The 25,394-nt window shown below is 65.8% G+C and carries 25 protein-coding genes and 1 pseudogene; 14 read left to right on the top strand and 12 right to left on the bottom strand.

Going from position 1 to position 25,394, the window contains the following annotated elements:
- The first annotated feature begins 239 nt into the window (after positions 1–239).
- From A5791_RS27055 to A5791_RS27050, 3 genes are all read left to right on the top strand, one after another.
- Entirely contained in the window at positions 240–1,313 is a 1,074-nt protein-coding gene (locus A5791_RS27055; protein WP_231995812.1) for a PirG, read from the top strand.
- 168 nt (positions 1,314–1,481) lie between these two features.
- Positions 1,482–3,125 carry an LGFP repeat-containing protein gene (locus A5791_RS05900; RefSeq protein WP_197504608.1) on the top strand — a complete coding sequence of 548 codons (1,644 nt, stop codon included), beginning with the start codon at positions 1,482–1,484 and terminating at the stop codon, positions 3,123–3,125.
- A 42-nt stretch (positions 3,126–3,167) separates the two neighbouring features.
- Entirely contained in the window at positions 3,168–5,096 is a 1,929-nt protein-coding gene (locus A5791_RS27050; protein WP_067232630.1) for an alanine racemase, read from the top strand.
- 445 nt (positions 5,097–5,541) lie between these two features.
- Here A5791_RS27050 and A5791_RS05890 read toward each other — a convergent pair whose 3' ends face one another.
- The 6 genes from A5791_RS05890 to A5791_RS05865 all read right to left on the bottom strand — a co-directional run bounded on the left by A5791_RS05890 (position 5,542) and on the right by A5791_RS05865 (position 10,403).
- The gene (locus A5791_RS05890) at positions 5,542–6,009 is read right to left on the bottom strand and encodes a DUF350 domain-containing protein (RefSeq protein ID WP_067232625.1); all 468 of its coding nucleotides are present in this window, start codon (positions 6,007–6,009) and stop codon (positions 5,542–5,544) included.
- Between the two features lie 16 nt (positions 6,010–6,025).
- Positions 6,026–7,192 carry a glutathionylspermidine synthase family protein gene (locus tag A5791_RS05885; RefSeq protein ID WP_067232621.1) on the bottom strand — a complete coding sequence of 389 codons (1,167 nt, stop codon included), beginning with the start codon at positions 7,190–7,192 and terminating at the stop codon, positions 6,026–6,028.
- The gene (locus A5791_RS05880; protein ID WP_231995811.1) at positions 7,189–7,938 is read right to left on the bottom strand and encodes a hypothetical protein; all 750 of its coding nucleotides are present in this window, start codon (positions 7,936–7,938) and stop codon (positions 7,189–7,191) included. Before A5791_RS05880 ends, A5791_RS05885 begins: the two co-directional genes overlap by 4 nt.
- Positions 7,939–8,002: 64 nt before the next feature.
- On the bottom strand, positions 8,003–8,818 hold the full coding sequence (locus tag A5791_RS05875) for a Cof-type HAD-IIB family hydrolase (protein ID WP_067232821.1): 816 nt from the start codon (positions 8,816–8,818) through the stop codon (positions 8,003–8,005).
- Between the two features lie 28 nt (positions 8,819–8,846).
- Entirely contained in the window at positions 8,847–9,629 is a 783-nt protein-coding gene (locus A5791_RS05870) for a 1-acyl-sn-glycerol-3-phosphate acyltransferase (protein WP_067232616.1), read from the bottom strand.
- 6 nt (positions 9,630–9,635) lie between these two features.
- Positions 9,636–10,403, bottom strand: a complete 768-nt coding sequence (locus A5791_RS05865; protein WP_067232613.1) for a 1-acyl-sn-glycerol-3-phosphate acyltransferase — start codon at positions 10,401–10,403, stop codon at positions 9,636–9,638.
- A 214-nt stretch (positions 10,404–10,617) separates the two neighbouring features.
- Between A5791_RS05865 and A5791_RS05860 the strand changes: the two genes are divergently transcribed.
- The 3 genes from A5791_RS05860 (at position 10,618) to A5791_RS05850 (ending at position 12,853) form a co-directional block, all read left to right on the top strand.
- The gene (locus tag A5791_RS05860) at positions 10,618–12,168 is read left to right on the top strand and encodes an MBL fold metallo-hydrolase (RefSeq protein ID WP_067232610.1); all 1,551 of its coding nucleotides are present in this window, start codon (positions 10,618–10,620) and stop codon (positions 12,166–12,168) included.
- Positions 12,165–12,488 (top strand): hypothetical protein, encoded by a 324-nt coding sequence (locus A5791_RS05855; protein ID WP_067232607.1) that lies wholly within the window; start codon positions 12,165–12,167, stop codon positions 12,486–12,488. Before A5791_RS05860 ends, A5791_RS05855 begins: the two co-directional genes overlap by 4 nt.
- Before the next feature lie 80 nt (positions 12,489–12,568).
- Positions 12,569–12,853 (top strand): hypothetical protein, encoded by a 285-nt coding sequence (locus A5791_RS05850; RefSeq protein ID WP_067232605.1) that lies wholly within the window; start codon positions 12,569–12,571, stop codon positions 12,851–12,853.
- Positions 12,854–12,886: 33 nt separating this feature from the next.
- Here the strand turns inward: A5791_RS05850 and A5791_RS05845 are convergent, their stop codons facing one another.
- On the bottom strand, positions 12,887–14,449 hold the full coding sequence (locus A5791_RS05845) for an NAD(P)/FAD-dependent oxidoreductase (protein ID WP_067232603.1): 1,563 nt from the start codon (positions 14,447–14,449) through the stop codon (positions 12,887–12,889).
- 48 nt (positions 14,450–14,497) lie between these two features.
- Positions 14,498–15,130, bottom strand: coding sequence for a TetR/AcrR family transcriptional regulator (locus tag A5791_RS05840; protein WP_067232600.1), 633 nt, complete (start codon positions 15,128–15,130; stop codon positions 14,498–14,500).
- Positions 15,131–15,200: 70 nt separating this feature from the next.
- Here A5791_RS05840 and A5791_RS05835 point away from each other — a divergent pair, with 70 nt between their 5' ends.
- Together A5791_RS05835 and A5791_RS05830 are read left to right on the top strand one after the other, a co-directional pair.
- On the top strand, positions 15,201–15,692 hold the full coding sequence (locus A5791_RS05835; protein WP_067232597.1) for a DUF2834 domain-containing protein: 492 nt from the start codon (positions 15,201–15,203) through the stop codon (positions 15,690–15,692).
- Positions 15,693–15,866: 174 nt separating this feature from the next.
- A complete protein-coding gene (locus A5791_RS05830; RefSeq protein WP_231995810.1) occupies positions 15,867–16,439 on the top strand; it encodes a TIGR03086 family metal-binding protein in 573 nt (190 codons plus the stop codon).
- 181 nt (positions 16,440–16,620) lie between these two features.
- On the opposite strand, the gene serS is transcribed toward A5791_RS05830, so the two are convergent.
- A complete protein-coding gene (gene serS, locus A5791_RS05825) occupies positions 16,621–17,877 on the bottom strand; it encodes a serine--tRNA ligase (RefSeq protein ID WP_067232594.1) in 1,257 nt (418 codons plus the stop codon).
- A 96-nt stretch (positions 17,878–17,973) separates the two neighbouring features.
- Between serS and A5791_RS05820 the strand changes: the two genes are divergently transcribed.
- The 3 genes and pseudogenes from A5791_RS05820 to A5791_RS27045 all read left to right on the top strand — a co-directional run bounded on the left by A5791_RS05820 (position 17,974) and on the right by A5791_RS27045 (position 19,968).
- Complete coding sequence (locus tag A5791_RS05820; protein ID WP_156661023.1) at positions 17,974–19,341, top strand: septum formation family protein; 1,368 nt, start codon at positions 17,974–17,976, stop codon at positions 19,339–19,341.
- A gap of 4 nt (positions 19,342–19,345) precedes the next feature.
- Positions 19,346–19,755, top strand: a pseudogene (locus tag A5791_RS05815) (metallopeptidase family protein); the annotation flags it as partial.
- A gap of 6 nt (positions 19,756–19,761) precedes the next feature.
- The gene (locus A5791_RS27045; protein WP_067232584.1) at positions 19,762–19,968 is read left to right on the top strand and encodes a hypothetical protein; all 207 of its coding nucleotides are present in this window, start codon (positions 19,762–19,764) and stop codon (positions 19,966–19,968) included.
- A gap of 1 nt (position 19,969) precedes the next feature.
- On the opposite strand, the gene A5791_RS05805 is transcribed toward A5791_RS27045, so the two are convergent.
- Entirely contained in the window at positions 19,970–20,656 is a 687-nt protein-coding gene (locus A5791_RS05805) for a histidine phosphatase family protein (RefSeq protein ID WP_067232581.1), read from the bottom strand.
- A complete protein-coding gene (gene pheA / locus A5791_RS05800) occupies positions 20,653–21,606 on the bottom strand; it encodes a prephenate dehydratase (RefSeq protein ID WP_067232579.1) in 954 nt (317 codons plus the stop codon). The genes A5791_RS05805 and pheA overlap by 4 nt, the downstream gene beginning before the upstream one ends.
- A 101-nt stretch (positions 21,607–21,707) precedes the next feature.
- Here pheA and A5791_RS05795 point away from each other — a divergent pair, with 101 nt between their 5' ends.
- From A5791_RS05795 to A5791_RS05785, 3 genes are all read left to right on the top strand, one after another.
- Complete coding sequence (locus A5791_RS05795) at positions 21,708–22,487, top strand: DUF2470 domain-containing protein (protein ID WP_067232576.1); 780 nt, start codon at positions 21,708–21,710, stop codon at positions 22,485–22,487.
- A 59-nt stretch (positions 22,488–22,546) separates the two neighbouring features.
- Positions 22,547–23,731, top strand: a complete 1,185-nt coding sequence (locus A5791_RS05790) for an LCP family protein (protein ID WP_067232570.1) — start codon at positions 22,547–22,549, stop codon at positions 23,729–23,731.
- Between the two features lie 159 nt (positions 23,732–23,890).
- On the top strand, positions 23,891–24,442 hold the full coding sequence (locus A5791_RS05785) for a ferritin (protein ID WP_067232567.1): 552 nt from the start codon (positions 23,891–23,893) through the stop codon (positions 24,440–24,442).
- A 106-nt stretch (positions 24,443–24,548) separates the two neighbouring features.
- On the opposite strand, the gene A5791_RS05780 is transcribed toward A5791_RS05785, so the two are convergent.
- On the bottom strand, positions 24,549–25,394 hold the full coding sequence (locus A5791_RS05780) for a glycerophosphodiester phosphodiesterase (RefSeq protein WP_067232564.1): 846 nt from the start codon (positions 25,392–25,394) through the stop codon (positions 24,549–24,551).

Genomic DNA, 25,394 nt, shown 5'->3' with positions numbered 1-25,394 from the left:
CCAAAACCCGACTTGACAACTCGCGGCAGGCCGACTTCTGCCGCTGCGGAGGGCCGTCAGGCGGCCGCATCCCAATGCAACAGGCAAGGTCGCGATTGCCTCACGATTCGATATCGCCACTCTAGTCACAGCAACCACACTCGTACCATCGAACGTGTGAGGTTCACGCCATGCATGACGGGCAGAGACGGACCGCACAAAACATAGTCCCGATTGAGGGCCAGATTGAGGAGACTTTCGTGCCGAACCGACGCCGACGCAAGCTTTCTACAGCCTTGAGCGCGGCCGCCGCCCTGGCAGTCGCAAGTCCTTGCGCATATTTCCTTGTTTACGAATCAACCGCGACCAGCAAGCCGACCGAGCACCACGACTTCAAGCGGGCAGCCCAGATCAGCGACCTGCCCAACGAGCTGATCGGCGCGCTGTCACAGGGGCTGTCGCAGTTCGGCATCAACTTGCCGAACGTGCCGAGCATCACCGGGGGTGGCGGTGCCAGTCCGAGCTTGGCCAGCCCAGGCCTGACCAGCCCCCTTACCCCGGGCCTGACCAGCTCGCCCAGCCTTGCCAGCCCCGGCTTGACCGGTACGCCTAGCCTGACCAGTCCAGGCCTGACCGGTACGCCCGGTTTGACCAGTCCGGGCCTGACCGGGACTACGCCGGGTTCGCTCGCCACGCCTGGCGGCCCACTGACGCCGACGACGCCGACGCCGGCCGCAGGGGTCAACCCCGCACTGACCAACCCCGCGCTGACCAGTCCGGCCGGCGTGGCACCGGGCGTGGCCACTCCGGGGGCCGCGAATCCGGCGATAGGCTCGCCGATTGCCGCTCCTGGTGAGGTGCCGATCACCTCGCCCGGAGCAGGATTGGACCCGGGCGCCGACGGCACCTACCCGATCCTGGGCGACCCGTCGTCGCTGGGCGGACTGCCGGGGACTTCCCCGGCTGCGGCGGCCGCCCCGAGCGGGGGCGGCGGGCTGGTCAACGACCTGATGCAAGCCGCCAACCAGCTGGGCGCCGGTCAGGCCATCGACCTGCTCAAGGGCATGGTGTTGCCGGCGATCACGCAGGGCATGCAGGGTGGCGCCGCAGGTGCGCCCGGTGCCGGCCTGCCGGCCGGTGGCATACCGGCGCCGTCGCTGCCCGCGGGCTTGCAGGGTGCCGGACTGCCCGGCGCTGCACTACCGGGTGCCGCGGGCGCCGCTGGCGCGCTACCAGCCGCGGGGGCGCTACCAGCCGCCGCCGGCCTTCCTGCTGCGGCCGGGGCGGTGCCCACCCTGACGTCCGCGCCGGTCGAAGCCCTACCCGCGGGGTAACGGGACTTGTCACCTGACGGCACCGCAGAGATTTGTTGCCGGCCGGATTGCCAGATACCGGCCTCAGTGCGACTCTGCGGTGCCGTCGAACAAGGCTCTCGCTGAATTCCGCGCCGATATACCGTGTCGGCTCAGGAATAACAATAGGCACACGCGTAACATCGCCTGGTGCCGTCTCGCAGCCGCGCACCCACGATGTTGCTCACCGCTATCGCGGCGACCGTCGTCATCGTCACGTGGCTGGTGGGCGCGATCCGCCACAACACTCAGGAAGCACCGCCGGCCGACGACACCCTCCTTTCCGAGCGGCCGCTGGTCGGGCTCGGCGGCGGTGTGACAATTCGCGAGCTCACCCAAGACGCGCCGTTCTCTCTGGTCGCGTTGACCGGCGACCTGGCCGGCACCTCGACACGAGTGCGGGCGAAGCGCTCCGACGGCTCCTGGGGGCCCTGGTACCAGACCGAGTACCAGACCGAATACCAAACCGGAGCGCGCGACGTAGAACCGGCGGCTTCGCGCGGGCCCGGCAGCACAGATCCGGTGTTCGTCGGCTCGACCAAGGCGGTGCAGATCGCGATCACCCGACCCATCGATGCCGTGGTGACGCAAGCGCCCGCGGGGCCGCCGAATGCCGGCAAGCCCGTCCTGGGATACCGGCCGGCCACCAAGGAAGAGCCCATCGGGCAGACCATCTCCGCCATTCTCATCTCCCCGCCGCAGGCACCCGCCGGATCGCATTGGACGGCGCCGTCCACGGCCGTGCTGCCCGGTCAGGTGCCCAGCATCATCAGCCGCGCCGAGTGGGGCGCCGACGAGTCGCTTCGATGCGGAACTCCCCAGTACGGCAACGGCATTCGCGCCGCGGTAGTCCACCACACCGCGGGCAGCAACGACTACTCGCCGCAAGAGTCGGCGGGGATCGTCAAGGCCATCTACACCTACCACAGCAAGACACTGGGCTGGTGCGACATCGCGTACAACGCGCTCGTCGACAAATACGGTCAGGTATTCGAGGGCAGCGCCGGCGGACTCAGCAAACCGGTCGAGGCTTTCCACACCGGCGGATTCAACCGCGGCACCTGGGGTGTGGCCATGATCGGCAACTTCGACGACGTTCCGCCCACGCCGCTGCAGATCCGCGCCGTGGGCCGGCTGCTGGGCTGGCGCCTGGGGATGGACAACGTCGACCCCAAGGCAACGGTGGAATTGGAGTCGGCCGGTAGCCACTTCACCACGTTTCCGGCCGGGACGTTGGCGAAGTTGCCCACCATCTTCACTCACCGCGACGTCGGCAACACCGACTGCCCGGGCAATGCCGCCTACGCACTGATGGACGAGATCCGCGATATCGCATCGCATTTCAACGATCCGCCGGAGGAACTGATCAAGGCACTGCAGGGTGGCGCGATCTACGAACACTGGCAGGCGATCGGTGGCATGAACAGCGTGCTCGGTGCCCCGACCTCGACGGAGGCGAGCGGGCTCGGCGCGAGCCGATACGTCACGTTCGCCAAAGGGGCGATGTACTGGGCGCCCGGCATCGGCGCCGAGCCGGTCACCGGGGCGATCTACGACGCGTGGGCGTCGCTGAGTTACGAGCGCGGTCCGCTCGGCCTGCCCACCAGCGCCGAAATCCAAGAGCCGCTCCGGATCACCCAGAACTTCCAGCACGGGACGTTGAATTTCGAGCGCCTCACCGGAAACGTCACCGAGGTGGTCGACGGCATCACCATGTCGCTGTCGACGGAACCTCCGAGCGGCCCGACTGTCCCGTCCGAACACTTCTCGGTTCCGACGCACCCGGCCGGCTAGGGCGGACCGCCCGGTGCGGCGGCCCGTACTACGCTGCGACCTGTGCCCGAGACGCCGTATCTGACCATCGATCTCGACCGGATACGGGAAAACTTCCGCAAGCTGCAGTCGGCTCTACCCGCCGCGCGGATCCGCTACGCCGTCAAGGCGAATCCGGCCGAACCCGTCCTGCGGCTGCTCGCGGGCGAGGGCGCGGAGTTCGACGTCGCATCTGCCGGCGAGATCGACGCGTGTGGGAATGCGGGTGTGGACGGAAGCCTGCTGACGTTCGGCAACACCGTCAAGAAACCTGCCGATGTGGCTCGGGCGCATTCGCTCGGGGTGCGCCGGTTCGCGTTCGACACCCAAGATGGGGCCGCCGCGATCGCCGCGCATGGCCCCGGTTCCGCGGTGGAATGCCGTATCGCGCCGCCGTTTCCGTCGTCGGTAACGCCGTTCGGCCACAAGTTCGGGTGCGCTCCGGCGGATGCCGTGGACTTACTGGACCATGCCCGTGGGCTGGGCCTGCGTCCGGAGGGGGTGTGCTTCCATGTCGGCTCGCAACAGTTGGACCCTTCTGCTTGGGAACTCGGTATACGTTGTGCTGCAGATATTTTCGGCACAGTGGGTGAGCTTTCGACGATCAACGTCGGCGGTGGGTTCCCGCTACCGTATGCGACCGGTGCGCCCGAACTCGAAGTGGTGGCCGAGTCGATCTTGTCTGCGCTGGCACGCTATTTCGGCTCCAGCCCACCACGGCTCGTGGTGGAGCCGGGACGGGTGGTCGTCGGTTCAGCCGGCATCATCCACTCCGAGGTGGTGTCGGTGCGCGCCGGCACCGACGGCAGGCGCTGGGTGTACCTCGACATCGGCCGCTACGGCGGACTCGCCGAAACCGAGAACGAGTACATCCGATACCGGCTGCGGACCGAACGCGACGGTGATCCCGTCGGCGCTGCCGTGGTAGCCGGCCCGACATGCGACGGCGACGATGTGCTCTACCAACGGTATCCGCTGCCGATGACGCTAGCCGCAGGTGACCATGTCGAAATCGAGGATGCCGGCGCCTACACCGCCAGCTACGCGTCGGCGCATTTCAATGGATTCGCTTCGTTGCCAACATATTTCGGAGGGCAGGCCTCGGCCGTGGAAGTCGTCGAACCAATTGCGCCTGGGATGGCCCGAAGCTGGCATCTGTCCGAGGTCATCTGCGACGCGCGCACGGAGTTCCAGCATCTCGTGATCGGCCAATCGGAACAGGGCGTGGCGTTGTTCAGCGACGGCGAGCGGCAGAGTACCGAGTTCAGCCAGCTCGTCTACCACGAGGCGCTGCTGGTGCCGGCGCTGCTGCTGGCGGAGAAGGTCGGACGTGTGCTGGTCATCGGCTCCGGCGAAGGGGTGGTCAGCCAGCTGGCGGTAGCCGCCGGCGCAACACATGTCGACCACGTCGACATCGACCGCGAAGCGGTGCGGCTGTGCGCGAAGCATCTGCCATACGGCTATTCGAGCGACGAATTGCGCAGGGCGGAAGGCGCAATCGGCCCTGTCGCCATGCATTACTGCGACGGGTGGAGCTTTGTCGAACGGTGCACCGCCCGCTACGACATCGTCGTTGTCGACCTTCCCGACGAGCGTGCCGAGCCCGCGCAACACAACCGGTTATATGAAGGTGACTTCCTGCGAACGTGCCGTGCTGTCGGTGGCGTCGTCGTCTTTCAGGCCGGCTGCCCGACGCTGTGGCGCAACACGTCGCTGTTACGTTCGTGGCGGCGATTTCACGAAACCTTCGACACCGTCGTCTATTTCGGCAGTGACGAGCATGAGTGGGCGTTTCTGTCCGGGCTGGCCGGATTCACCGGCGACCCCGTTGCGGTCATGGCGGCCCGGTTGGCGACGCTGCCGTATCAACCGCAGACGATCGACGCCGACTCTCTGGTCGCTACCACGGTGCCGCCAAAAACATTGCGGGACATGGGCCGTGGCCCGCACTAATGTCCCGGTCCACCGCCGGATTGGCTCGGTGCACCATTGGCCACACCGATCACTCCCATCACCGGAGAAGGGGCGTGTGTCGGTGCGGAAATTTTGATAGCGCCGACGCTAGCGCTTTCCGGATACTGCTGGTGGCAGCCGCGCCGCTGCTGAAGTGACAGCTGTGACTACGGGGTAACGGTCAAAGATGTGGTAGCGGCCCACGTTTACGCGAGACCAACCCGGCCGCACTTCAACGCCAGATCCAAACCCTAACTGCTGACCGGGTGTCCCATTCGTTGTCTCAGGCTTTCCGTGTGAATCGTGGGCTTTGCGCGTGTAAGTAGGGCGGAGATTCGTCCCGATTTCCGCCCAGATTGCACACTCAACGCCATCAGTACACACCGAAAACCCCCAGTACACACTGAACGTGCAGGGGTGCCCGCAAGTCGCCGGGGCGTCACTGCTACAGAATCGCGACCGCAACCACGATGCCGAGCGCGAACTGCGCGGCCGCCACCATCAGCGACGAGTAGTTGAACTCGTCGGCTTCGAGCAATGTGTCCATGTCGATCCCGATCACAAGAGTGGCGATCCGCATCATCACGACTTGTGCGACGATCCCGACGATCCCGAAAATGGCTGACCCCACCAGCCCTTCGACCAGCTTGCCTGACGACGCATAGATCGCCAGCACCACGATCAGCGCCATGCTGACCATGCCCGCGGCGGCGACGACGATAGCGTTGGGCTTCCCCGCGTCGACCATCTTGCGCAGCGGGCCTGGGGTAGTGAGATCAATCGCGTAGAAACCGATGATCATCAGTACCAGGCCGACGATCGCATACAGGATGATTGCATAGACCCCGCGGGCCAGCACATTCCAATAGCCCGCATCCCAATAGCCCGACAGCGCAACGCTAGTTGTCGTCATCGATGATCAACTCCATTCATTTGAGAGGAATCCGGTGCGGGACGAAAGCTGCGCCGTCGTCGGTCACTAGTCCGGCGGTTTCGCGGATGCCGAGTCCGGCCGCCGAATCGCCGACGAGCCAGGCGCCCAACGCGGGTCGCATGTCGTCGAACTCGGGCAGCGGATCCAGCAACTGATAGACGAAACCCTCTTCCCCGTAGACCCCGCCGGTAGCGGTCTCCAGGCCGGCGCCGACGATGGTGATGTTCGCGCCTTCGCGACCGAGCTTGGGCTTGCGCACGTATTCGGTCAGCTCGTGCGGGTCGTCGAGGTAGGCCGGAAGCAGGTTCGGGTGGCCCGGGTACATCTCCCACAGCACCGCCAGGATTGCCTTGTTGGACAACAGGGTCTTCCACAGCGGCTCGACCCACATCGTCCGGGGCAGGCTGGCAACGACATGTCGGCCGAACTCGTCGTCGAGCACCCACTCCCACGGGTAAAGCTTGAAGACGGCGTGGATCTGGTCCTCTTCCAAGTCGACGAACCGTTCCAGCGCCGAATCCCAACCGAGGTCTTCGATCATCAATCCGATCGTCTGAAAACCCGCTTCGGCGGCCGTCTCCTGCATATAGGTTGTCGTGATCTGATCCTCGCCGGTCGCTTCCACACCCGACCAGGTGAAGTGCAGCTCGGCGCTGGGCAGCGAATCACCGACCACCTTCCAGCGATCAACCAGCTGCTCGTGCAACGAGTTCCATTGGTCGTCGTCCGGAAATTTGTCCTTCAACCAATACCATTGCAGGATTGCAGCTTCCAGCAACGTGGTCGGCGTATCGGCGTTGTACTCCAGCAGCACCGCCGGCCGGCGGCCGTCGTAGCGCAAGTCGAATCGGCCGTACACGTGTGGGTCTGAGCGGCGCCAGGATTCGGCGACCGCTTGCCAACTCCATTCCGGCAGACCGAAATCGGCGTACCGCTCCATCAACACCACTTGCTCGACGGCGTTGAGGCACATCGAGTGCAGCAATTCGACGTCGGCCTCCAGCGCCAAGATCTCGTCCATGTCGAATTCGTAGTAGACCGACTCGTCCCAGTAGGGACGGTCTCTCCCCCGCGCGTCACGAGCCGGCGTACCGTACACCAGCCCTTGCGATTCGACGATCGAACGCCACTTGGGGCGCGGGTCTGTGCGGCAGCGCTTCACGAACCGCCGCCCCTGCTTCCGCCGAACTTGCCGCCCAGCCCGCCGCGCTGAATTGTGGTGCCCGACCCCGTCTTGATGGTCGCTCCCGGCGGTCGCGCAGTCGTACCGCCGAACGGCCGCGCACCAATGCCACCCGAGCTGCCGTAGTAATACCGGTACTGATGTCCCCCGTAATAGAAGAAGCCGTTGAGGCCAGACGTGTGCCCGGTGCAGTAGCTGTCCGGGACGATCACCGGCTGACCGTTCGGGTCATCCCGCACGCACTTGGCCATGACCGTGGGCGACGACAATGCCCAATATCCAAGGCCCGCGACGACGCCCACTATCCCCACACCGGCGCCGGCGCCGAGCAGTCGGCGGTTCCGTTTTTTCCGCTTCTCCTCCGCCGCGAGGCGCGCCTCTTCGATCTCGCGCTGCTTTTTCTCGTACTTCTCGCGAGCACGTAGTTCGGCTGGCGTCGCCGGCCGCGGCCGCGTGGTCGCCGCATCCTGGGACTTCATGCTGCCGCCGGATGCGAAGGTGCCGGGTTCGTCCTGATCCGTGCCCGTCTCCCCCGAACCCGAACCCGAAGACAGCCAAACCGGGTTCACCGGCTGGGGTTGCTCCCCAAAGGATGGGATCGGCGGCAGCGAGATGGCAGGGTCCTGACTGGCACCGGGGATCGGCGGCAGCGGCTTGGGAAACGCCGATTCCTCATCCGAGCCGCCACGCTCATTCCGACTTTCCGGCGGCGGGTCTTCTGGCACGACCGGCAGTCTCCCACATTGCCGCGTCGTTGGGCGATAGTGAAACCGCACCTGCTCGCAGGTTCTATTGCCACCATCGCTCGAGCACCCGCGCGACACCGTCGTCGGTGTTGGGTGCGGTCACCTCGTCCGCCGCGGTCAGCACATCGGGGTGGGCGTTGCCCATGGCCACGCCGAGACCGGCCTGCACCAGCATCGGCAGGTCGTTGGGCATGTCGCCGAACGCCAGCACGTCGCCGTCGGTTATGCCCAGCGGCGCCGCGATCTCCGCCACGCCGCTGGCCTTGGTGATTCCCGACGGCACGATCTCCACCAGCCCGTTGTTGGTCGAGTAGGTGATTTCGCCTTCGGTCCCCATGTGCTTGGCCAATTGGGCGGCCATGTCCGCGCTGCGGGCACCGCTCTTGCGGATCAGCAACTTGATCGCCGGCGCGCTGAGCAGGTCCGGGATAGACACCTCGGTGTTGTCCGGGTTGAGCCAGGCATGCTCGTAGCCAGGCGAGCTGACGAACTGCGGCGTCGCGGTGTCGTGGGCGCGCTCACCGATGCGCTCAACGGCCAGCCCGGCACCGGGAATGGCGCGGGTTGCGATCTCGGCCAACTCGGCCAGGGCGTCTACCGATAGCGTGCGCGCCGAGATCACCCGATCGCTCGAGGGATCGTAGATGACCGCACCGTTGGCGCACACCGCCATGGGTGCGAAACCGAGCGCCTCGACGACGGGACGCACCCACCGTGGCGGACGGCCGGTCGCGAGGATGAAGTGCGCACCCGCACCCACGGCGGCGTGCACCGCCGCCCGGGTCCGCGGACTGATGGTTTCGTCGTCGTCGAATAAGGTGCCGTCGACGTCGCACGCGATAAGCGCCGGTTTCGTCAGGACTGTTCGCCTTCGCTGCGGAATTCCGTCATCCGGAAGATCGGTTCTGCCATGGCTTCTCCTGCTGCGCCTGGGCGCGGCCGGCGGCTTTGGCCGCCAGCTCATCAGCCTCCGTCCGAGCCGCCTCCGCCATCGTCGGGGCTCCGCCTCCCAGTCGGCGCGGCACCCAGTACTCACCGGCCGGGTGCGGATAGCGCTGCTGCACCTGGTCCAGCAGCGCGGTCATCGACTCCCGCAGCGCTGCCGTGGTCTCCGAGATGTCCGAGGCGGGCCGCAACGGCACCCCCACCTGCACGGCGACCGGAATCTTCTTGCGGCCCAAGTGCCTTGGATGATCCTTGGTCCAAATCCGCTGTGCACCCCAGACAATCATCGGGATGATCGGCACATCCGCCTCGCCTGCCATCCGGGCCGCGCCGGTCTTGAATTCCTTGAGCTCGAAGCTGCGGCTGATGGTGGCCTCCGGATAGACGCCGACCAGCTCTCCCTCGCGCAGCCGCTGCACCGCCGCGGTGTAGGCGCCCGCCCCGGCTCCCCGGTCCACGGGGATGGTCTTCGTGTGCTTGATCAGGAAGTTGACCACCTTCACCTGTTGCATCTCGGCCTTGATCATGAAGCGCATCCGCCGGCCCCGGCGATACACCGCCAGCGCCGCCGGTAGCCAATCGACGTAGCTGGTGTGGTTGATCGCGATCACGGCACCGCCGTGGTCAGGGATGTTCTCTTCGCCGGTGAAGGTGATCGGGGTTCCGTTGGCCCTGACAATGAGCCGGGCAATTATCTCGAGCGCGCGGTATACCGGTTCCGCCATCGGCCACTACTCCGGCGCTCCGGCCCGCTGATTGCGGCGCGCCGCCCGTCGTAATGCCTCCTCATGGTCCAACCGGGCCGCTTCGGCCATCGACGGGGCGCCCCCACCGAGCCGGTGCGGCACCCAGAACTCCCCTGCCGGATGCGGGCCGTACTGCTCTTGCGCCCGCTCCAGCAGATGCTGCATCCGCGAGTGCAGCAGCCCTTTCAGTTCCTCGATGCCCAGCGTCGGCTCTATCGGCTCGCCCACCAGCACCGTGATCGGCACCTTCGGCCGGAACAGCTTCTTGGGGTGGTCCTTGGTCCAGATCCGCTGCGCACCCCAGATGATGTGCGGAATGATCGGCACCCCGGCGTCGACCGCCATCCGGGCAGCGCCCGTCTTGAACTCCTTGATCTCGAAGCTGCGGCTGATCGTCGCTTCGGGATATACGCCGACCCATTCACCGTCTTTGAGGTTCTTGACCGCGGCTTCATAGGAGGCGGCCCCGGACGAGCGGTCCACCGGTATGTGCCGCAGGCTGCGCATGATCGGGCCGGTGATCTTGTGGTCGAACACCTCCTGCTTGGCCATGAATCGCACCTTGCGGCCAAGTCCCTGCTGGTAGGCGGGCAGACCCGCGAGCATGAAGTCCAGGTAGCCGGTGTGGTTGATCGCAATGACGGCGCCCCCGCTGACGGGCAGGTTCTCCACGCCGATGACGGTGATCTTCAGGCCCTGTATACGAAAGGCCAAACGGGCAAGCTGAATGACGGTCGCGTATACGGGTTCCACAGAAATTCAGCCTAATGCTCATGTCCCCGCCGCGCCCCAAGTGGTGGAAAACAACGGCTGGGACGGCCCGCGGGCCAAGCCCCCGGTTAAACTCGACGGGGCGCGCTGCGCCGAAAACACCCCGTTCGATCAGTAGTCCGAAAAGGTACCCGTTCTGTTCCGAAAGGTACCCGTTTCTTTCCGAAAGGTACCCGTTTCTTTCCGAAAGGTATTTGTGCAGGTCACGAGCGTCGGCCACGCCGGCTTTCTGATCCAGACCCAGGCGGGCCGCATCCTGTGCGACCCCTGGGTCAATCCGGCTTACTTCGCTTCCTGGTTTCCGTTCCCGGACAACAGCACACTGGATTGGGACCAGCTGGGCGACTGCGACTACCTGTACGTCTCGCACCTGCACAAGGATCACTTCGACGCAAAGTTGCTCGCCGCACGCGTCAACAAGGACGCGGTCGTGCTGCTGCCCGATTTTCCGGTGCCCGACCTGCGAAATGAATTGCAAAAGTTAGGGTTTCACCGGTTCTTCGAAACCACCGATTCGGTCAAGCATCGGATCAGCGGGCCTCGGGGCGACCTCGACGTCATGGTCATCGCGCTGCGCGCTCCCGCCGACGGCCCGATCGGCGACTCGGCGCTGGTGGTTTCCGACGGCACCACAACGGTTTTCAACATGAACGACGCCCGCCCGGTCGATCTGGAGCCGCTGTCGTCCCAGTTCGGTCACGTCGATGTGCATCTGCTGCAGTACTCCGGAGCGATCTGGTACCCGATGGTCTACGACATGCCGGCGCGCGCCAAGGAGGCCTTCGGCACCCAGAAACGCCAGCGCCAGATGGACCGCGCCCGCCAGTACATCGCCCAGGTGGGCGCGACCTGGGTGGTGCCGTCGGCCGGACCGCCGTGCTTCCTGGACCCCGAGTTGCGCCACCTGAACGACGACAGCGATGACCCCGCCAATATCTTCCCCGACCAGATGGTGTTCCTGGACCAGATGCGCGCGCACGGCCACGACCGTGGCCTGCTGATGATGCCTGGGTCCAGCGCCGACTTCGCTGGCACGACGTTGAATTGGCTGCGGCATCCGCTGCCCACCGAACTGGTCGAGGCCATCTTCACCACCGGTAAGGCGGCATATATAGCCGATTATGCCGACCGGATGGCGCCGGTGCTGGCGGCCGAGCGGGCGAGTTGGGCGCCGGCCACCGGTGAGTCGCTGCTGGAGCCGCTGCGTGCGTTGTTCGAACCGATCATGCTGCAGAGTGACGAGATCTGCGACGGCATCGGCTATCCCGTCGAACTGGTGATCGGGCCTGAGTCAATAATCCTGGACTTCCCGAAACGCGCTGTGCGCGAACGGATTCCCGATGAGAAGGTTCGGTATGGATTTGCGATAGCTCCGGAGCTGGTGCGTACCGTGCTGCGCGATCAGGAACCGGATTGGGTCAACACCATCTTCTTGTCCACTCGATTCCGGGCCTGGCGCGTGGGCGGCTACAACGAATACCTGTACACGTTCTTCAAGTGCCTCACCGACGAACGGATTGCCTACGCCGACGGCTGGTTCGCCGAGACCCATGACGATTCCGCGTCGATCATTCTGGATGGCTGGGAGATTCAGCGCCGCTGCCCCCACCTCAAGGCTGACTTGTCGAAATTCGGTGTGGTGGAAGGCAATACATTGACCTGCAACCTGCACGGGTGGCAGTGGCGGTTGGACGACGGACGGTGCCTGACCTCACGAGGTCACGAGTTACGGAGTTCCCGGGCATGACTGAGATTTACGACGACGGGCTGGTCCAACTGGATCGTGAAGCGGTCACGTTGCGCCGCTACCACTTTCCCGACGGTACCGCAAAGGTCATCGCGCTTGACGCGATCCGCGGCTACAAAGCCGAGTCGTTAGGCTTGTTCATGCAACGGTTTCGCGTCTGGGGCACTTCGGATTTCCGTCGGTGGCTGCCGCTGGACGTACACCGCCCGTTTCGTTCGACCTTGATCACGCTGGACGTGCCGGGCAGCCGGTGGCGTCCGGCCTTCACGCCGGAACGCCCGGACGAGTTCACCGCCCTACTAGACAAGCTCCTGGGATAACGCGGTTGCGGCTCCCAAGCGGCCCGGCCTCAACCATCAATCGGTTATCAAACTGGGCTCAATCTGAGGTAGGAGGAGTCATGAACATCAAGTTCGATATCGGCACGAGCTCGGCTCAGTTTCATCGGAATCCGCTTACTGGGAGCACATATCTCCTGATCGACGGTCAGAAGACTTCGCTGGCCAGTCCGCTGGACCCCGCCACGCAGTTCAGTATGCAATTGAAGCGCGTGTGGACAGTCTCGCACGGCGAGCGCACGATTGAGATCGAGAAGGTTCGTCCACAATGGCTCGCCGGATTTCGGCCACAAACATACGTCGTCAGGGTTGATGGTGAAGAAGTCGCCACTGCTCACGGCTTCTGAACACGGCTGCCGCCAACCGATGAGAAATGTACTTCACTCGTTGCGGTCGGCGAGCGCCTGATGGGCCGCGTTGTAGCCGGGGATGAAGGTGATTCCGGGTCCGCCGTGGCACCCCGCACTGCCCAGGTATAGCCCGTCGACCGGAATCGGCTGCCCGATATAGCCTTTCGGTCCAGGGCGGTTCTGACCGATCTGGTCGGGGTGCAGCAGACCGTGGCAATAATCTCCACCCGGCGCCCCGAACATCACACCCATGTGTCTGGGGGTGAAGGTGGTGTGCCGGGTGATGCTGCGTTCGAAGTTCGGCGCCAGCCGGGTGATCTTGTCGATCACCCGCTGACCCATTTCCACCTTCGCCTGCCCGTAGTCCGCATTGCCTTCTATCGGGAACCACATCGCGAACGCCGACGCGGCATGCTTGCCCGCGGGAGCCAGATCCGGGTCGTGCAGCGAGGGGATCTGCAGCACAACGGTCGGGTCGGCCGGCACGATGCCGCGGCGGCAATCCTCCCACTGCTGCTGGACTTCTTCCGGGGTACAGAAGATTCCTATCGACGCCTGCATGGACGGGTCGTTGAGCGCCTCGTACGGTGAGAGGAACTCCGGTGCATCGTCGAGGGCGAAGTGCATCTGCAGGTAGCTGCCGCGGTGGTCGATCCGCGAATAGCGTTCCCGGACTTCAGCGGGCAGCGCCGACGGCTCGATCAGCTCGTTGAGCGTGATGTCGGGTGCAATGCCGGACACGACGATCGGGGCGGTCAGGGTCTCCCCCGCCTCGGTGCGCACGCCGTTGACCTTGCCATCGGCGACCAGGATTTCGGTCACCTTGGTGCGCAGCCGGACTTCCCCGCCGTCGCTTTCCAGCCGTCGGCCCAGATGCGCGGTGAGCGCGCCGATGCCGCCGCGCAGTTTCTTCATCTGTACAAAGTCGCCGTCGGGAATGCCGAGCCCGAACGCGAGCGCGGCGGCGCTGCCCGGCGTGGCCGGCCCGCGGTAGATGGTGTTGACGGCCAGCACGGTCATCGAACCACGTATGGCGGCGTGCTTCTCGCGGTCTGGAAAGTAGCGGTCCAATACGTCGCTGACCGAGCCGAACAGCATGTCGTCGATGGCCGAGCGCTCGAATTCGTTTGTGGCGCAGGCATACATCTCGTCGAGAGTCTTGGGCAGCGTACCGGCCTCGAACCGGCCCAGCGCCCGTGTCGGCGCCTGACTCCAGGCCAGCAGACCCGCCATCCCGGTGACGGCGTCCGCGCCGTGCACCTCGTTGAGGTGGCTGAACATCTTCGTCGGGTCGGTGTACTGGACCAGCGGATCGTCACCGACGCCGCGCAGTGCTACCGACATCACCTCCATGTCGACCGTTGGCAGCGTGTCCAGCCCAAGCGCCTCGATGACGACGGCCGACGTCGGGAACTGCACCGATCCGGCGATCTCGAACTTGTAACCGTCGAACAGCTCCACCGTGGAGGCCATCCCGCCGGCGTAGAGCTTGGAGTCCAGGCACAGCGTCCGCAGCCCGGCCTGCTGCAGGAGCACCGCCGCGGTCAGCCCGTTGTGCCCGGCGCCGATGACTATCGCGTCGTATTCAGGCATGCTCCACCTCCCGGGTTGCAGGCTGGCACGGACGTAAAGTTTTGTCAATTATGACGAAACTTGTGCTGTCCAGGTGACCCACGTGTCCGGGATGCCGGCCCGCAGTGATTCCAGTGCAACGTGGCTCATCCTGGCCAACTCCCCGAGCGACCGATCGTTGCCGACCATCCAGGCCTCCATGGCCCCGAAGATCGCGGCGGCAATGCAACGCGCGATGACCACCATGCGGAGCTGGGCGTCGGGGTCGCGGTCGAGCTTGCAGCTACGACGGTGCAGCTGCGCCTGAATGGCATCGGCGAGGTCTGCCTGAACATCGCGGATATGGCGCGCTAGCCGGTCCTGGTCGATCTCAGCGCCCCGGAGAGCGGCGATTTTCGCAACGGCCTCAACGTCATACGGAAAGGCGAAGATGGCCGACTGTACCGACTCGATCACCGGCTCGTCGGCCGGCCGGGCCTCCAACGCCGCGCGAAACCAGTTCAGTCCGGTGTAGTCGGCAAACAACAGCTCATGCTTGGACCCGAAGTGGCGGTAAAAGGTGCGCAGTGAGACTCCGGCGTCCGCCGCTATCTGCTCGGCCGAAGTGGCCTCCACACCCTGGGCCAGGAATCGCACCACCGCGGCCTGACGCAGCGCCTCCCGGGTGCGCTCGCTGCGCGCAGTCTGAGCCGGCCGAACCATGGCAGTAAGGTACCTCCAGATTGTTCTGTCAATATTGACAAAACTTTGGGTGTGGCGCGAGACTGCGCCCATGGCCTCCATCGTCATCCACTTCTTGCTTGGGCTCGTCTGCGTCGGCGGGATCATCGCGTCAAACCGGCAGATCTACGCCAAACCCGAAGGCGGGCCGTGGTTGTCGCCGCTGGAATGCGTGTACTACGCCGCCGGCATCGCCTCGATCGCGTTGGGCTACTGGTTCAACATCCACTTCGTGCTCGACGCGCACGGGCAGGGAAATCTGATCTCGGGACCGGCCAGCTATCCCACTTTTCTGCGTGAGCAGTTCGCCAACCCGGCGTGCGGTTCGGGCAATCAGGACTACATCATCGCGAATGTCATTCTGATGCCGGCGTTTACGATCGTCGACGGAGTTCGGCGCGGCATCCGGCGCCCCTGGCTGTTCTTTGCGTCCAGCTTCTTCACCAGCTTCGCGTTCCCGTTCGCGTTCTACTTCGCCACCATGGAACGGCAGCGCCGCCACGAACAAGCCGGCGCCGTACCGGCGCCGAAAGTCGACGCTTGAGCATGGCGATGACAAGTGGTTGAGATCGAGAGACAGCGGGTCAGTCGAACTACGGCAACCGCGCATTCATACGTTGCCGCGCGCGGCCTTCCGACGCCGGATCACTCGTTTGTCGACAAACGAGACACCATAGGTGTCACACCCGCTCCCTACGATTCGGTCATGAACAACGGCATGACTACACAGATTGGCTTGCTGGCCGTCGCGGCGCTTGATCTGCTGATCGACGCGACGAGTCAGATTCCGCCGGGAAGCTGGGACAACCCGTCGAACCTAGCCGAGTGGAGCCTGCGCGACCTGGTCGGCCATGCAACCGGCAGTGCAACGAAAATCGTCACGCTCGTCGAAGGCGGAAAGGTCTGGGACGGTCCATCCCAGCCTGCCGACTGGATTTGCGATAATCCGGTGGGACGTCTGCTTGAGCTGGCGGCTCGACTCCGGGATGCTCTGCCCGCAGCCGACCTGGACGCGATGCGGACCTCTCCGGAGGGCGAGGTGCCGCTGCGGCGGGCGTTGGTGTACCCGGTTGCGGATTTGGCCTTGCACAGCTGGGACATTCACCGCTCGCAAGGCAGGTCGGTCGAGCTGCCCGAAGATCTGCTCGCCCTATCCCACGGGCTGGTGGAGTCGGTGCCGGAAGCCGTGATGCGGCGCCCGGGCGGCTTCGGGCCGGCCCAACGCGCGCCGACGGACTCCTCGCCGACCACCCAACTGATGGCGTTTCTCGGGAGGTCGGTCGACGGATGACGATTTGGCGATCTCGTCACACCTGCCACTTCGTTACCAGAAAGGTGGCCATGTTGCGGTCTTCAATTCGATAGCGCCGGTGCTATCAGATTGCAGAATCGGTGGCCGCGACTCGTTGGGACTGATGTGACTGGTGTGGTTCCGGCCGCCGCGCATCGGGTCCGGCCTGCAGGGGACATTTCTAAGCGGGCTCCAGTACCTCGGTACCGACGAACGGCACGAGTGCCGCGGGTACCCGGACGCTGCCGTCGGGCTGTTGGTGGTTCTCCAGGATCGACACCAGCCACCGCGTGGTGCCCAGCGTGCCGTTGAGCGTGGCCGCGGTTTGCGGCTTGCCGCTGGCATCCCGGTAACGGGTCGCCAGCCGGCGCGCCTGAAACGTGGTGCAGTTCGACGTCGACGTCAGTTCGCGATAGGTCCCCTGCGTCGGAACCCACGCCTCACAGTCGAATTTGCGAGCGGCCGACGAGCCGAGGTCGCCTGCGGCGACGTCGATTACCCGGTACGGCACCTCGATGAGCGCCAGCATTTCGCGCTGCCAGCCCAACAGGCGTTGGTGTTCTGCCTCAGCGTGGGCGGGCTCGCAGTAAACGAACCCCTCCACCTTGTCGAACTGGTGCACCCGGATGATGCCGCGGGTGTCCTTACCGTAGCTCCCGGCCTCGCGACGGAAACAAGACGACCAGCCCACATACCGAAGCGGGCCGCCGGAGAGATCGAGGATCTCGTCGGAGTGGTAGCCGGCCAGCGGCACCTCGGACGTGCCCACCAGGTAGAGGTCATCGGCTTCCACCCGGTACACCTCCTCGGCGTGTGCGCCCAGAAATCCGGTTCCGGACATCACCTGGGGGCGCACCAGCACCGGCGGGATCATCGGGACGAAGCCGTTCTCCACGGCCAGCTGCAGCGCCAGCTGCAACAGGCCCAGCTGCAGCAGCGCGCCGCGGCCGGTCAGAAAGTAAAACCGCGAGCCGGACACTTTCGCGCCACGCTGCATGTCGATGAGACCCAGCGATTCGCCGAGCTCCAGATGATCCTTCGGGTCTCGCAATTGCGGTGGTTCGCCGACGATGTCGAGGACCGCGAAGTCGTCCTCCCCGCCGGCAGGCACCAAGTCCAAAATGACGTTCGAGATAGCCATGTGTGCCGCGGTGAATGCCTGTTCGGCTTCGGCTTGGGCGGCTTCTGCGGTCTTGACCTGCCCGGCGAGCTCCTTGGCGCGCTGCAGCAGCGCGGGGCGCTCGTCGGCCGTCGCTGCGCCGACGCTCTTGCTGGCGGCCTTCTGTTCGCCACGCAGGGCATCGGCGGCCGATATCGCTGCACGGCGGTTGGAGTCGGCCGTGAGCAGCGCGTCTACCAGCGCCGGGTCCTCTCCACGGCTGAGCTGGGAGCGACGTACCGCGTCGGGGTCTTCCCGGAGCAACTTCAGGTCGATCACGGGGCAAGATTACTGTTGGCGTCCCGGACGCCAGTCAATGCATCACATCTGCAACAGGGGTAACGCCGTTTGACCTCCCCTGTCAGAATGGAGCCGATGTCGGAGAAACCCGAGGACCTCGGGGACGAAGTTCCCGAAGCCAGCCCGCCCGCACCAGAGCCGCCCGCCGAAGAGGCAGAGCAGCCGCTGGGCAAATTTCACTGGCCGCGCGCGTTGGCGCCGGTGGCCACCAGGCGGGCGCTGCTTCTCACGGCGCTGGGCGGCCTGATGATCGCCGGGCTGGTCACCGCCCTTCCATCGGTCGCCACCGGATCGGGTCGGCTGACCAGTTACATGGACAACAACCCCGTCCCGAGCACCGGCGGTAAGACCAACCCCGCCTTCGGCCGCGCAACCAGCGGCAGCTGCCTGATGTGGCCGGAAGGCACGCCGGATGCCGCGGCGATAGTCAACTGCGCCGACGAGCACCGGTTTGAGGTCGCCGAGTCCGTCGACATGCGGACCTTCCCCGGCTCGGAGTACGGGCCCACCGCCGCTCCCCCGTCGCCCGCTCGCATTCAGCAGATCACCCAGGAGCAGTGCGAGTCGGCGGTGCGCAACTACCTCGGGCCGAAATTCGATCCCAACAGCAAGTTCACGGTGAGCCTGCTCTGGTCCGGCGACCGTGCGTGGCGCCAGGCCGGTGATCGCCGCATACTGTGCGGCCTGCAGTTGCCGGGCGCCAACAACCAGCAGGTCGCCTTCAAGGGCAAGGTCGCCGACATCGACCAGTCGAAGGTGTGGCCCGCCGGAACCTGCCTGGGCATCGACTCGGCGACCAACCAGCCGATCGACGTTCCGGTCGACTGTGCCGCACCCCACGCGATGGAGGTCACCGGCACGGTCAACCTCGCCGAGAAGTTCCCCAACGGGCTGCCTGCCGAGGCAGACCAGGACGGGTTCATCAAAGACACCTGCACCAAGATGACCGACGCCTACCTCGCGCCGATCAAATTGCGCACCACCACGCTGACGCTGATCTATCCCACCGTGTCGATGGCCAGCTGGTCGGCCGGTAGCCGCGCGGTGGCCTGCAACATCGGCGCGACCCTGGGCAACGGCGGCTGGGCGACCCTGCTCAACAGCGCCAAGGGGCCGCTGCTGATCAATGGTCAGGCGCCGGTGCCACCGCCGGACATCCCCGAGGAGCGGCTCACGTTGCCGCCGATACCGGCTCCTCAGGCGCCGACTCCCCAGCAGCAGCCAAGCGCTCCGGCACAGCCGACTCCGCCGGGCAATCAGCATCTGCCCCAGCAGCCGGTGGTGACTCCGTCTCAAGCTCCTCCTCAGGCCCCGGCGTCCCCGCCATCTCAGGCCAACCCGCCGCCGGCGGCTCCGCCCGCGCCCGATGGTGGAGCGCCGCCCGCCGCGCCTGCGCCGGAAGCGCCGCCACCAGCCGCGCCCGCCGAGCCTCCGCCGGGATAACGGCGTGGCCGTGCGGATGGACCCGCAGCGGTTCGACGAGCTGGTTTCCGACGCACTCGACCTGATTCCATCCGAGTTGACCGACGCGATGGACAACGTCGTGGTCCTGGTCGCGGACCGCCATCCGGAAGAGCACGACCTACTGGGGCTCTACGAAGGGGTGGCGTTGACCGAGCGCAACTCCGACTACGCCGGAGCGCTGCCGGACGCCATCACCATCTATCGCGAGGCGCTGCTCGACGTCTGTTCTTCCGAAGACGAGGTCGTCGAACAGGTGGCGATCACGGTGATCCATGAAATCGCCCACCACTTCGGCATCCACGACGACCGGCTGGACGAGTTGGGCTGGGGCTAACAGAGGGCTGCCGAGCCCGGCGCGGCATCACGGATTTGTCCGCCGCCGGTGCTATGAACGCTCGTATGAGCATGGGCTGCCGCGAGTGCCGGGCGGGCTTAGACCATTGCCACGGCACCGTCATTCGCCACTCTGTGGGTCGCTTACTGGGCCGCGCGGAGTGCACCGAGCCGGGGTGTGCGAGTCCCGAGCTGTCGTTGCACGCGTTCGTGGTCGACTGTGATGCGGTCGGCTGCGGATGCGCCGCCGAATCGGTCGCGCTGGTGGGCTGACTCAGCCCATCGGGTCACTGCTGGACGCCACGGCATCAGCGACCGCACTGGAGTCGGGCTTCGGGTAGAACGGCGGCGTCAGCGATCCCCACCGCACACAACTCCACCGCCCGTCGGTAATCGGCGACAGCACCACCGACTCCGCGTTGCCCAAATGGTTGTCCAGCGCAAAGTTGGCGTCCACCCCGGCCAGTACCGCAGCGGCCAGCCGGATCACCGCGCCGTGACTGACGACCACGATGTCGCCGTTCCAGTCTTGGTCGTCGAGGTAGCGCAACCGCAGGTCGGTCACCACCGGCAGATAGCGCTCCAGCACCTCGTCCCCGGTCTCGCCGCCGGGTAGCGGCACGTCGAGCTCACCGTGATGCCAACGCTCGTAGACGGCATTGAACTCAGCGACCGCTTCGTCATCGTTGCGGTTCTCAAGGTTTCCGACCTGCACCTCGTGAATGGCCTCGAACTCCTGCGCCGTCAGCTCGAGGTGTGCACCGATCACTGCGGCCGTCTCCGACGCCCGGAGGGCCACCGAATGCGCGAGCATCGCCGGTCGGCCAAAACCCAGCGCGAACGCGAGGGCCTGATCGCGGCCCAATGGTGTCAGCGGGCTGCCCGGAGGGCGCGTGTCCAACCTGCGGTCGACGTTGCCGTAGGACTGGCCGTGCCGCAGCAGCACCAACCGGCCGCTCATGGCCCGGACCCTTCGTCGGCACCTAGCCCGGTTTTGCCGGCCCGCAGCCGCTCCAGCCAGTTCGACGCCTCTTCTGCCGGCGGCGGCTGGGCGCCGGCGGCGCGTCCCATCGGCCAGGACCCCAGGTATCGCACGTCGGCACAACGACGGTGCAGCGCCATGAGTGCCTCGGCGACCAAGCCGTCGTCGATGTGCCCGACGCAGTCCACGAAGAACAGGTAAGTGCCGAGTTCGGTTCGGGTGGGCCGGGATTCGATCCGGGTCAGGTCAATATTGCGAATGCCGAATTCAGCGAGCGCCGCCAGCAGCGCACCCGGTACGTTGTCGATGCGCAACACCGCCGATGTGCGATCGGCCCCGGTGCGGGGCGGTGGAGGCCCGGGCAGCCCCACCAAGACGAATCGGGTGCAGGCATTCGATTCGTCGACGACGTCGTTTGCCAGCGTCTCCAGCCGGTAGTGCGTTGCGGCGAGCGGCGAGGTGACCGCGGCGTCGACCTGGCCGTCGCCCACCTGTCGCGCCGCGTCGGCGTTGGAATAGGCCGGCCGCAGCTCGGCATGCGGCAGATGAGCAGCCAGCCACTGCCGCACCTGAGCCGCGGCCACCGGAAAGGCCGCCAACGTGGCCACGTCAGCCGCGGTGAACCCGGGTTTGACGACGATGCTGAACGCCACGTCCAGCGTTGTTTCGGCGAACACCTGCAGCGGCGATCCGACGGCCAAGCTGTCCAAAGTGGGCATCACCGACCCGTCGATCGAGTTTTCGATCGGCACGCACGCGTAGTCGGCGCTGCCGTCACGGACAGCGGCCAACGCGGCCGGGGTGCTCTCGATCGGTAACCGCCGCACCGTATCCGGCCCCGCCGCGGGAATCATGCCCGCGGCGGTCATCTGCAGCAGGGCAGCCTCGGTAAAGGTCCCTTCCGGACCGAGGTAAGCGATGCGGGGCACAACGACAACCCTAAGACAACACTCACGGCGAGCGACCGTCCGTCAAGCCTTGCGGTTCATCATGCGGCAAGTTAACTTAGCCTTACCTAATTTGAGGAGGAATGGTGTCACCGGTCACAACCCCCGCGCCGACGACCGCAGAACGCATTCGCAGCGCCTGCGCCCGCGCCGGCGGCGCGTTGCTGGCCATCGACGGCCAGGAGCCGGTGGCCACGCCGCTGCACCACCTGCTCTGCGACGGATCGTTCGCCATCGCTACGCCGGCCGATCGCGGTGACCTGTCCGGATCGCAGGCGATGCTAGAGCTGACCGACTATGCGCCGCTGCCGATGCGAGAGCCGGTTCGATCGCTGGTTTGGGTGCGTGGAAGTCTTCAAAGTGTTCCGCTGGACGCGGTGCCCAGTCTCCTGGACTTGATCGCCAGCGAGGATCCCAACCCTGCGTTGCTTCAGATCGCGACGCCGCTATCGGTGCCGTCATGTCCGGAGGAAGCCCGCTACGCACTCGTGCGTCTGGAGATCGCCTCCGTGGTCGTCACCGACGCCACCGGCGCTGAACCCGTCAGCGTGTCAGACCTGCTGGCAGCCCGCCCCGACCCGTTCTGCGAGGTCGAATCGACGTTGCTCTGGCACCTGACCACGGCCCACGACGACGTGGTCGCGCGACTGGTCTCGAAACTGCCGACGCCGTTGCGCCGTGGGCAGGTCCGGCCCCTGGGTCTCGACCGCTATGGCGTGCGGTTCCGCGTTGAAGGCAGCGACGGCGACCACGACATCCGGCTGCCGTTTCACAAGCCGGTCGACGACATGACCGGGCTGAGCCAAGCAATCCGGGTACTGATGGGGTGCCCGTTCCTGAACGGGCTCCGGGCCCGCAGATAGCCTGCGTTCGCAGTTCGGGCTGCGTGCGCCCAAAGCGGCTGACCACGTAGGTTATCCGGGTGACCGGTGACCGATCACCGCATTTGCCGCGGCCGCATCGCCCGCCGCCGCGCAGGGAAGCCGAGCCGTCGCCGATCATTCGCCGTCACACCGGCTCTCCGCCACCGCGTTCCGAGCACACACAGCCGCTACACCGCACACCGTCGGCGCCCTCTCCGCCTGTTGCGCGACGGGGTCTGTCGGCGCGACCGGTCTCATCCCAGCGGCGCAAGCGCAACCGCCGGCGCTGGGCCCGCATGTTGGCGCTGACGCTGCTGATCACGCCGCTGATTGCAGTTCTGGGCATCATCGCTGTCGCAGCGTGGCTCGAGACGTCGCTGCACCGCGAGCCGGTACTGGCCGACTACACCGATCGGCCCGCGGCCGGCCGCGGCACGAACTGGCTGATCGTCGGTTCAGACAGCAGGCAGGGTCTTACCGCTGAGCAGCAGAACGAACTGGCCACCGGCGGCGACGTCGGCAACAGCCGTACCGACACGATGCTGTTGGTGCACGTTCCCGGCCTGGGTTCCGGCACCCCGCCGACGATGGTGTCCATACCCCGCGATTCCTACGTGCCGATCCCCGGTCACGGGAAAGACAAAATCAACGCCGCATTCGCCATGGGGGGCGCAACCCTGCTGACCCAGACGGTGGAGCAGGCAACTGGGCTGCGCATCGAGCACTACGCCGAAATCGGATTCGGCGGGTTCCCCGCCCTGGTCGACGCGCTCGGTGGGGTGACCGTATGCCCGACCGAACCGATCAACGATCCGCTGGCCGGTATCAACTTGCCCGCCGGGTGCCAGACACTGAGCGGCCGCAACGCGTTGGGTTACGTCCGGAGTCGAGCCACCGCCCGGGCGGACCTGGACCGGATGGTCAACCAGCGGCAGTTCATGTCGGCGCTGTTGGACCGCGCTGCAAGCCCCGCGGTGTGGCTGGATCCAAGGCGCTGGTACTCGGTGCCCCATGCCGTTGCGGGTGCCCTGACCGTCGACCGGGGCGACCACGTGTGGGATCTGGCCCGGCTCGGTTGGGCCATGCACGGCACCACCGCCGCGGTGACCATTCCCATCGGGGAGTTCACCGAGAGCGATGTCGGCTCGGTGGTGGTGTGGGACCACGACGCGGCCCGCAAGCTGTTCGCCGCCCTGGCGACCGATACACGGCTGCCCAGCAGCTTGTCGGACGTACACCAGTGAGGCGTATTCGCTTTGCGGCCGGGAATTATCTGAATTCAGCATAGCCTCGGTTTACTTAGGCAAGACTGCCCATATTTAGCAGGGTGACTTAGGAAATGCTTTCCTGAGTAAGTAATACCTTCGTTGCGACGGCACTTCACCTGCAGTAATCTCGCTTTCATGAGCGATTACGACGGTCCACGATCAAAATTCTTTGCGTTACTGCAAGAACAGATTCACAACGAATTCACGGCCGCGCAGCAATATGTGGCGATCGCCGTTTATTTCGATAGTTCCGATCTACCGCAATTGGCGAAACATTTTTACAGCCAGGCGGTCGAGGAACGCAATCACGCGATGATGCTAGTGCAGCATCTGATCGACCGCGGCGTCCGCGTGGAGATTCCGGGAGCCGACGCGGTGCGCAACCAATTCGACCGGGCCCGCGACGCTCTGGCGCTGGCTCTCGACCAGGAGCGCGCTGTCACCGAGCAGGTCAGCCGCCTCGCGGCGGTGGCCCGCGACGAGGGCGACTACCTTGGCGAGCAGTTCATGCAGTGGTTCCTGCAGGAGCAGATCGAAGAGGTGGCGTTGATGAGCACGCTGCTGCGGGTCGCCGACCGCGCCGGAGCCAACCTGTTCGACCTGGAAAACTTCCTCGCACGCGAGGTCGGCTCGGCGCCCAGCGCGGTTGCCGCGCCACGCGTCGCCGGAGGCCGATTGTCCGCCTAGTCCGACGGTGGCGACCCGCCGCGCCCGGCTACGCCGCGCTTGCGATCACCACTAGTCCGACGGTGGCGACCCGCCGCGCCCGGCCACGCCGCGCTTGCGATCACCACTAAGCCGACGGTGGCGACCCCGCTGCGCGGCCGTCGGCTGGACGCCCGTCCTCCAGCCAGGCTTTGGTGCGCCCGGGATAGTTGGTGGCAATCCACGCCACACCGATTTCCCGGCAGAAGTCGATGTCGTCGTACTCGTCGACGTTCCAGCAATAGACCGACCGGCCCTGGGCAAGCGCACGATCCACCAACTGGGGGTACTCCCGAAGCGCCGGCAGCCAGGGGCCGACGGCGGTGGCGCCGACGGCGGTGGCCGCACTGCTGGCCAGGTAGCGACCCGTCTTGCCGAGCAGAACGGTCGGCAACAGCGGTGCGGCTCGCCGAATCCGCCAGACCGCGGCGGCGGAAAACGACATCACCACTGCCCGGGACCTGTCCGCAGAGGCGGGCGCGGCGATGCCGAACCGATGCAGCAGTGCCAGCAGCTTGGTCTCCACCAGGGAGCCGTACCGGACCGGATGCTTGGTCTCAATGAAGATCTTCACGGGCCGGCGCCAGTCCAGCACCAGCGCTACCAGGGCGTCGAGCGTCAGCAGGCTGGTGTCGCCGTGCGTGCCGTCCGGGCGCCAGCTGCCGTGCCATTCGCCGTATTCGAGTTCGCGCATCTCGGCTAGCGTCTTGGTACTGACCACCCCGTCGCCGGTCGACGTACGGTCGAGCCGTCGGTCATGCACGCAAACCAGGTGGCCGTCGCGGGTCAGCCGAACATCGCATTCGACACCGTCGGCGCCCTGTTTGAGGGCAAGGTCGTAGGCCGCCAACGTGTGTTCGGGCAGGCTCGCCGAAGCTCCGCGGTGGGCGACCACGAAAGGATGCCCGGTGAGCACCTCGTCGGCCCACGTCAT

Origin of the sequence: Mycobacterium sp. 852002-51163_SCH5372311 (assembly GCF_001667115.1) — a bacterium.
In the GTDB taxonomy this organism is placed as follows: Bacteria; Actinomycetota; Actinomycetes; order Mycobacteriales; family Mycobacteriaceae; genus Mycobacterium.
The sequence above is the reverse complement of the archived record's forward strand: the minus strand, read 5'-3'. Positions and strand labels throughout refer to the sequence as shown.

Excerpts from the sequence above, each read along its gene's own strand:
- A5791_RS05820 (WP_156661023.1), top strand. The coding sequence starts at position 17,974 with ATGTCGGAGAAACCCGAGGACCTCGGGGACGAAGTTCCCGAAGCCAGC.
- A5791_RS05780 (WP_067232564.1), bottom strand. The coding sequence starts at position 25,394 with ATGACGTGGGCCGACGAGGTGCTCACCGGGCATCCTTTCGTGGTCGCC.
- A5791_RS05830 (WP_231995810.1), top strand. The coding sequence starts at position 15,867 with ATGACTACACAGATTGGCTTGCTGGCCGTCGCGGCGCTTGATCTGCTG.
- A5791_RS05890 (WP_067232625.1), bottom strand. The coding sequence starts at position 6,009 with ATGACGACAACTAGCGTTGCGCTGTCGGGCTATTGGGATGCGGGCTAT.
- A5791_RS05840 (WP_067232600.1), bottom strand. The coding sequence starts at position 15,130 with ATGGTTCGGCCGGCTCAGACTGCGCGCAGCGAGCGCACCCGGGAGGCG.
- A5791_RS05845 (WP_067232603.1), bottom strand. The coding sequence starts at position 14,449 with ATGCCTGAATACGACGCGATAGTCATCGGCGCCGGGCACAACGGGCTG.
- A5791_RS05855 (WP_067232607.1), top strand. The coding sequence starts at position 12,165 with ATGACTGAGATTTACGACGACGGGCTGGTCCAACTGGATCGTGAAGCG.
- A5791_RS05785 (WP_067232567.1), top strand. The coding sequence starts at position 23,891 with ATGAGCGATTACGACGGTCCACGATCAAAATTCTTTGCGTTACTGCAA.
- A5791_RS05805 (WP_067232581.1), bottom strand. The coding sequence starts at position 20,656 with ATGAGCGGCCGGTTGGTGCTGCTGCGGCACGGCCAGTCCTACGGCAAC.
- A5791_RS05835 (WP_067232597.1), top strand. The coding sequence starts at position 15,201 with ATGGCCTCCATCGTCATCCACTTCTTGCTTGGGCTCGTCTGCGTCGGC.
- A5791_RS05850 (WP_067232605.1), top strand. The coding sequence starts at position 12,569 with ATGAACATCAAGTTCGATATCGGCACGAGCTCGGCTCAGTTTCATCGG.
- A5791_RS05795 (WP_067232576.1), top strand. The coding sequence starts at position 21,708 with ATGGTGTCACCGGTCACAACCCCCGCGCCGACGACCGCAGAACGCATT.
- A5791_RS05870 (WP_067232616.1), bottom strand. The coding sequence starts at position 9,629 with ATGGCGGAACCGGTATACCGCGCGCTCGAGATAATTGCCCGGCTCATT.
- A5791_RS27045 (WP_067232584.1), top strand. The coding sequence starts at position 19,762 with ATGAGCATGGGCTGCCGCGAGTGCCGGGCGGGCTTAGACCATTGCCAC.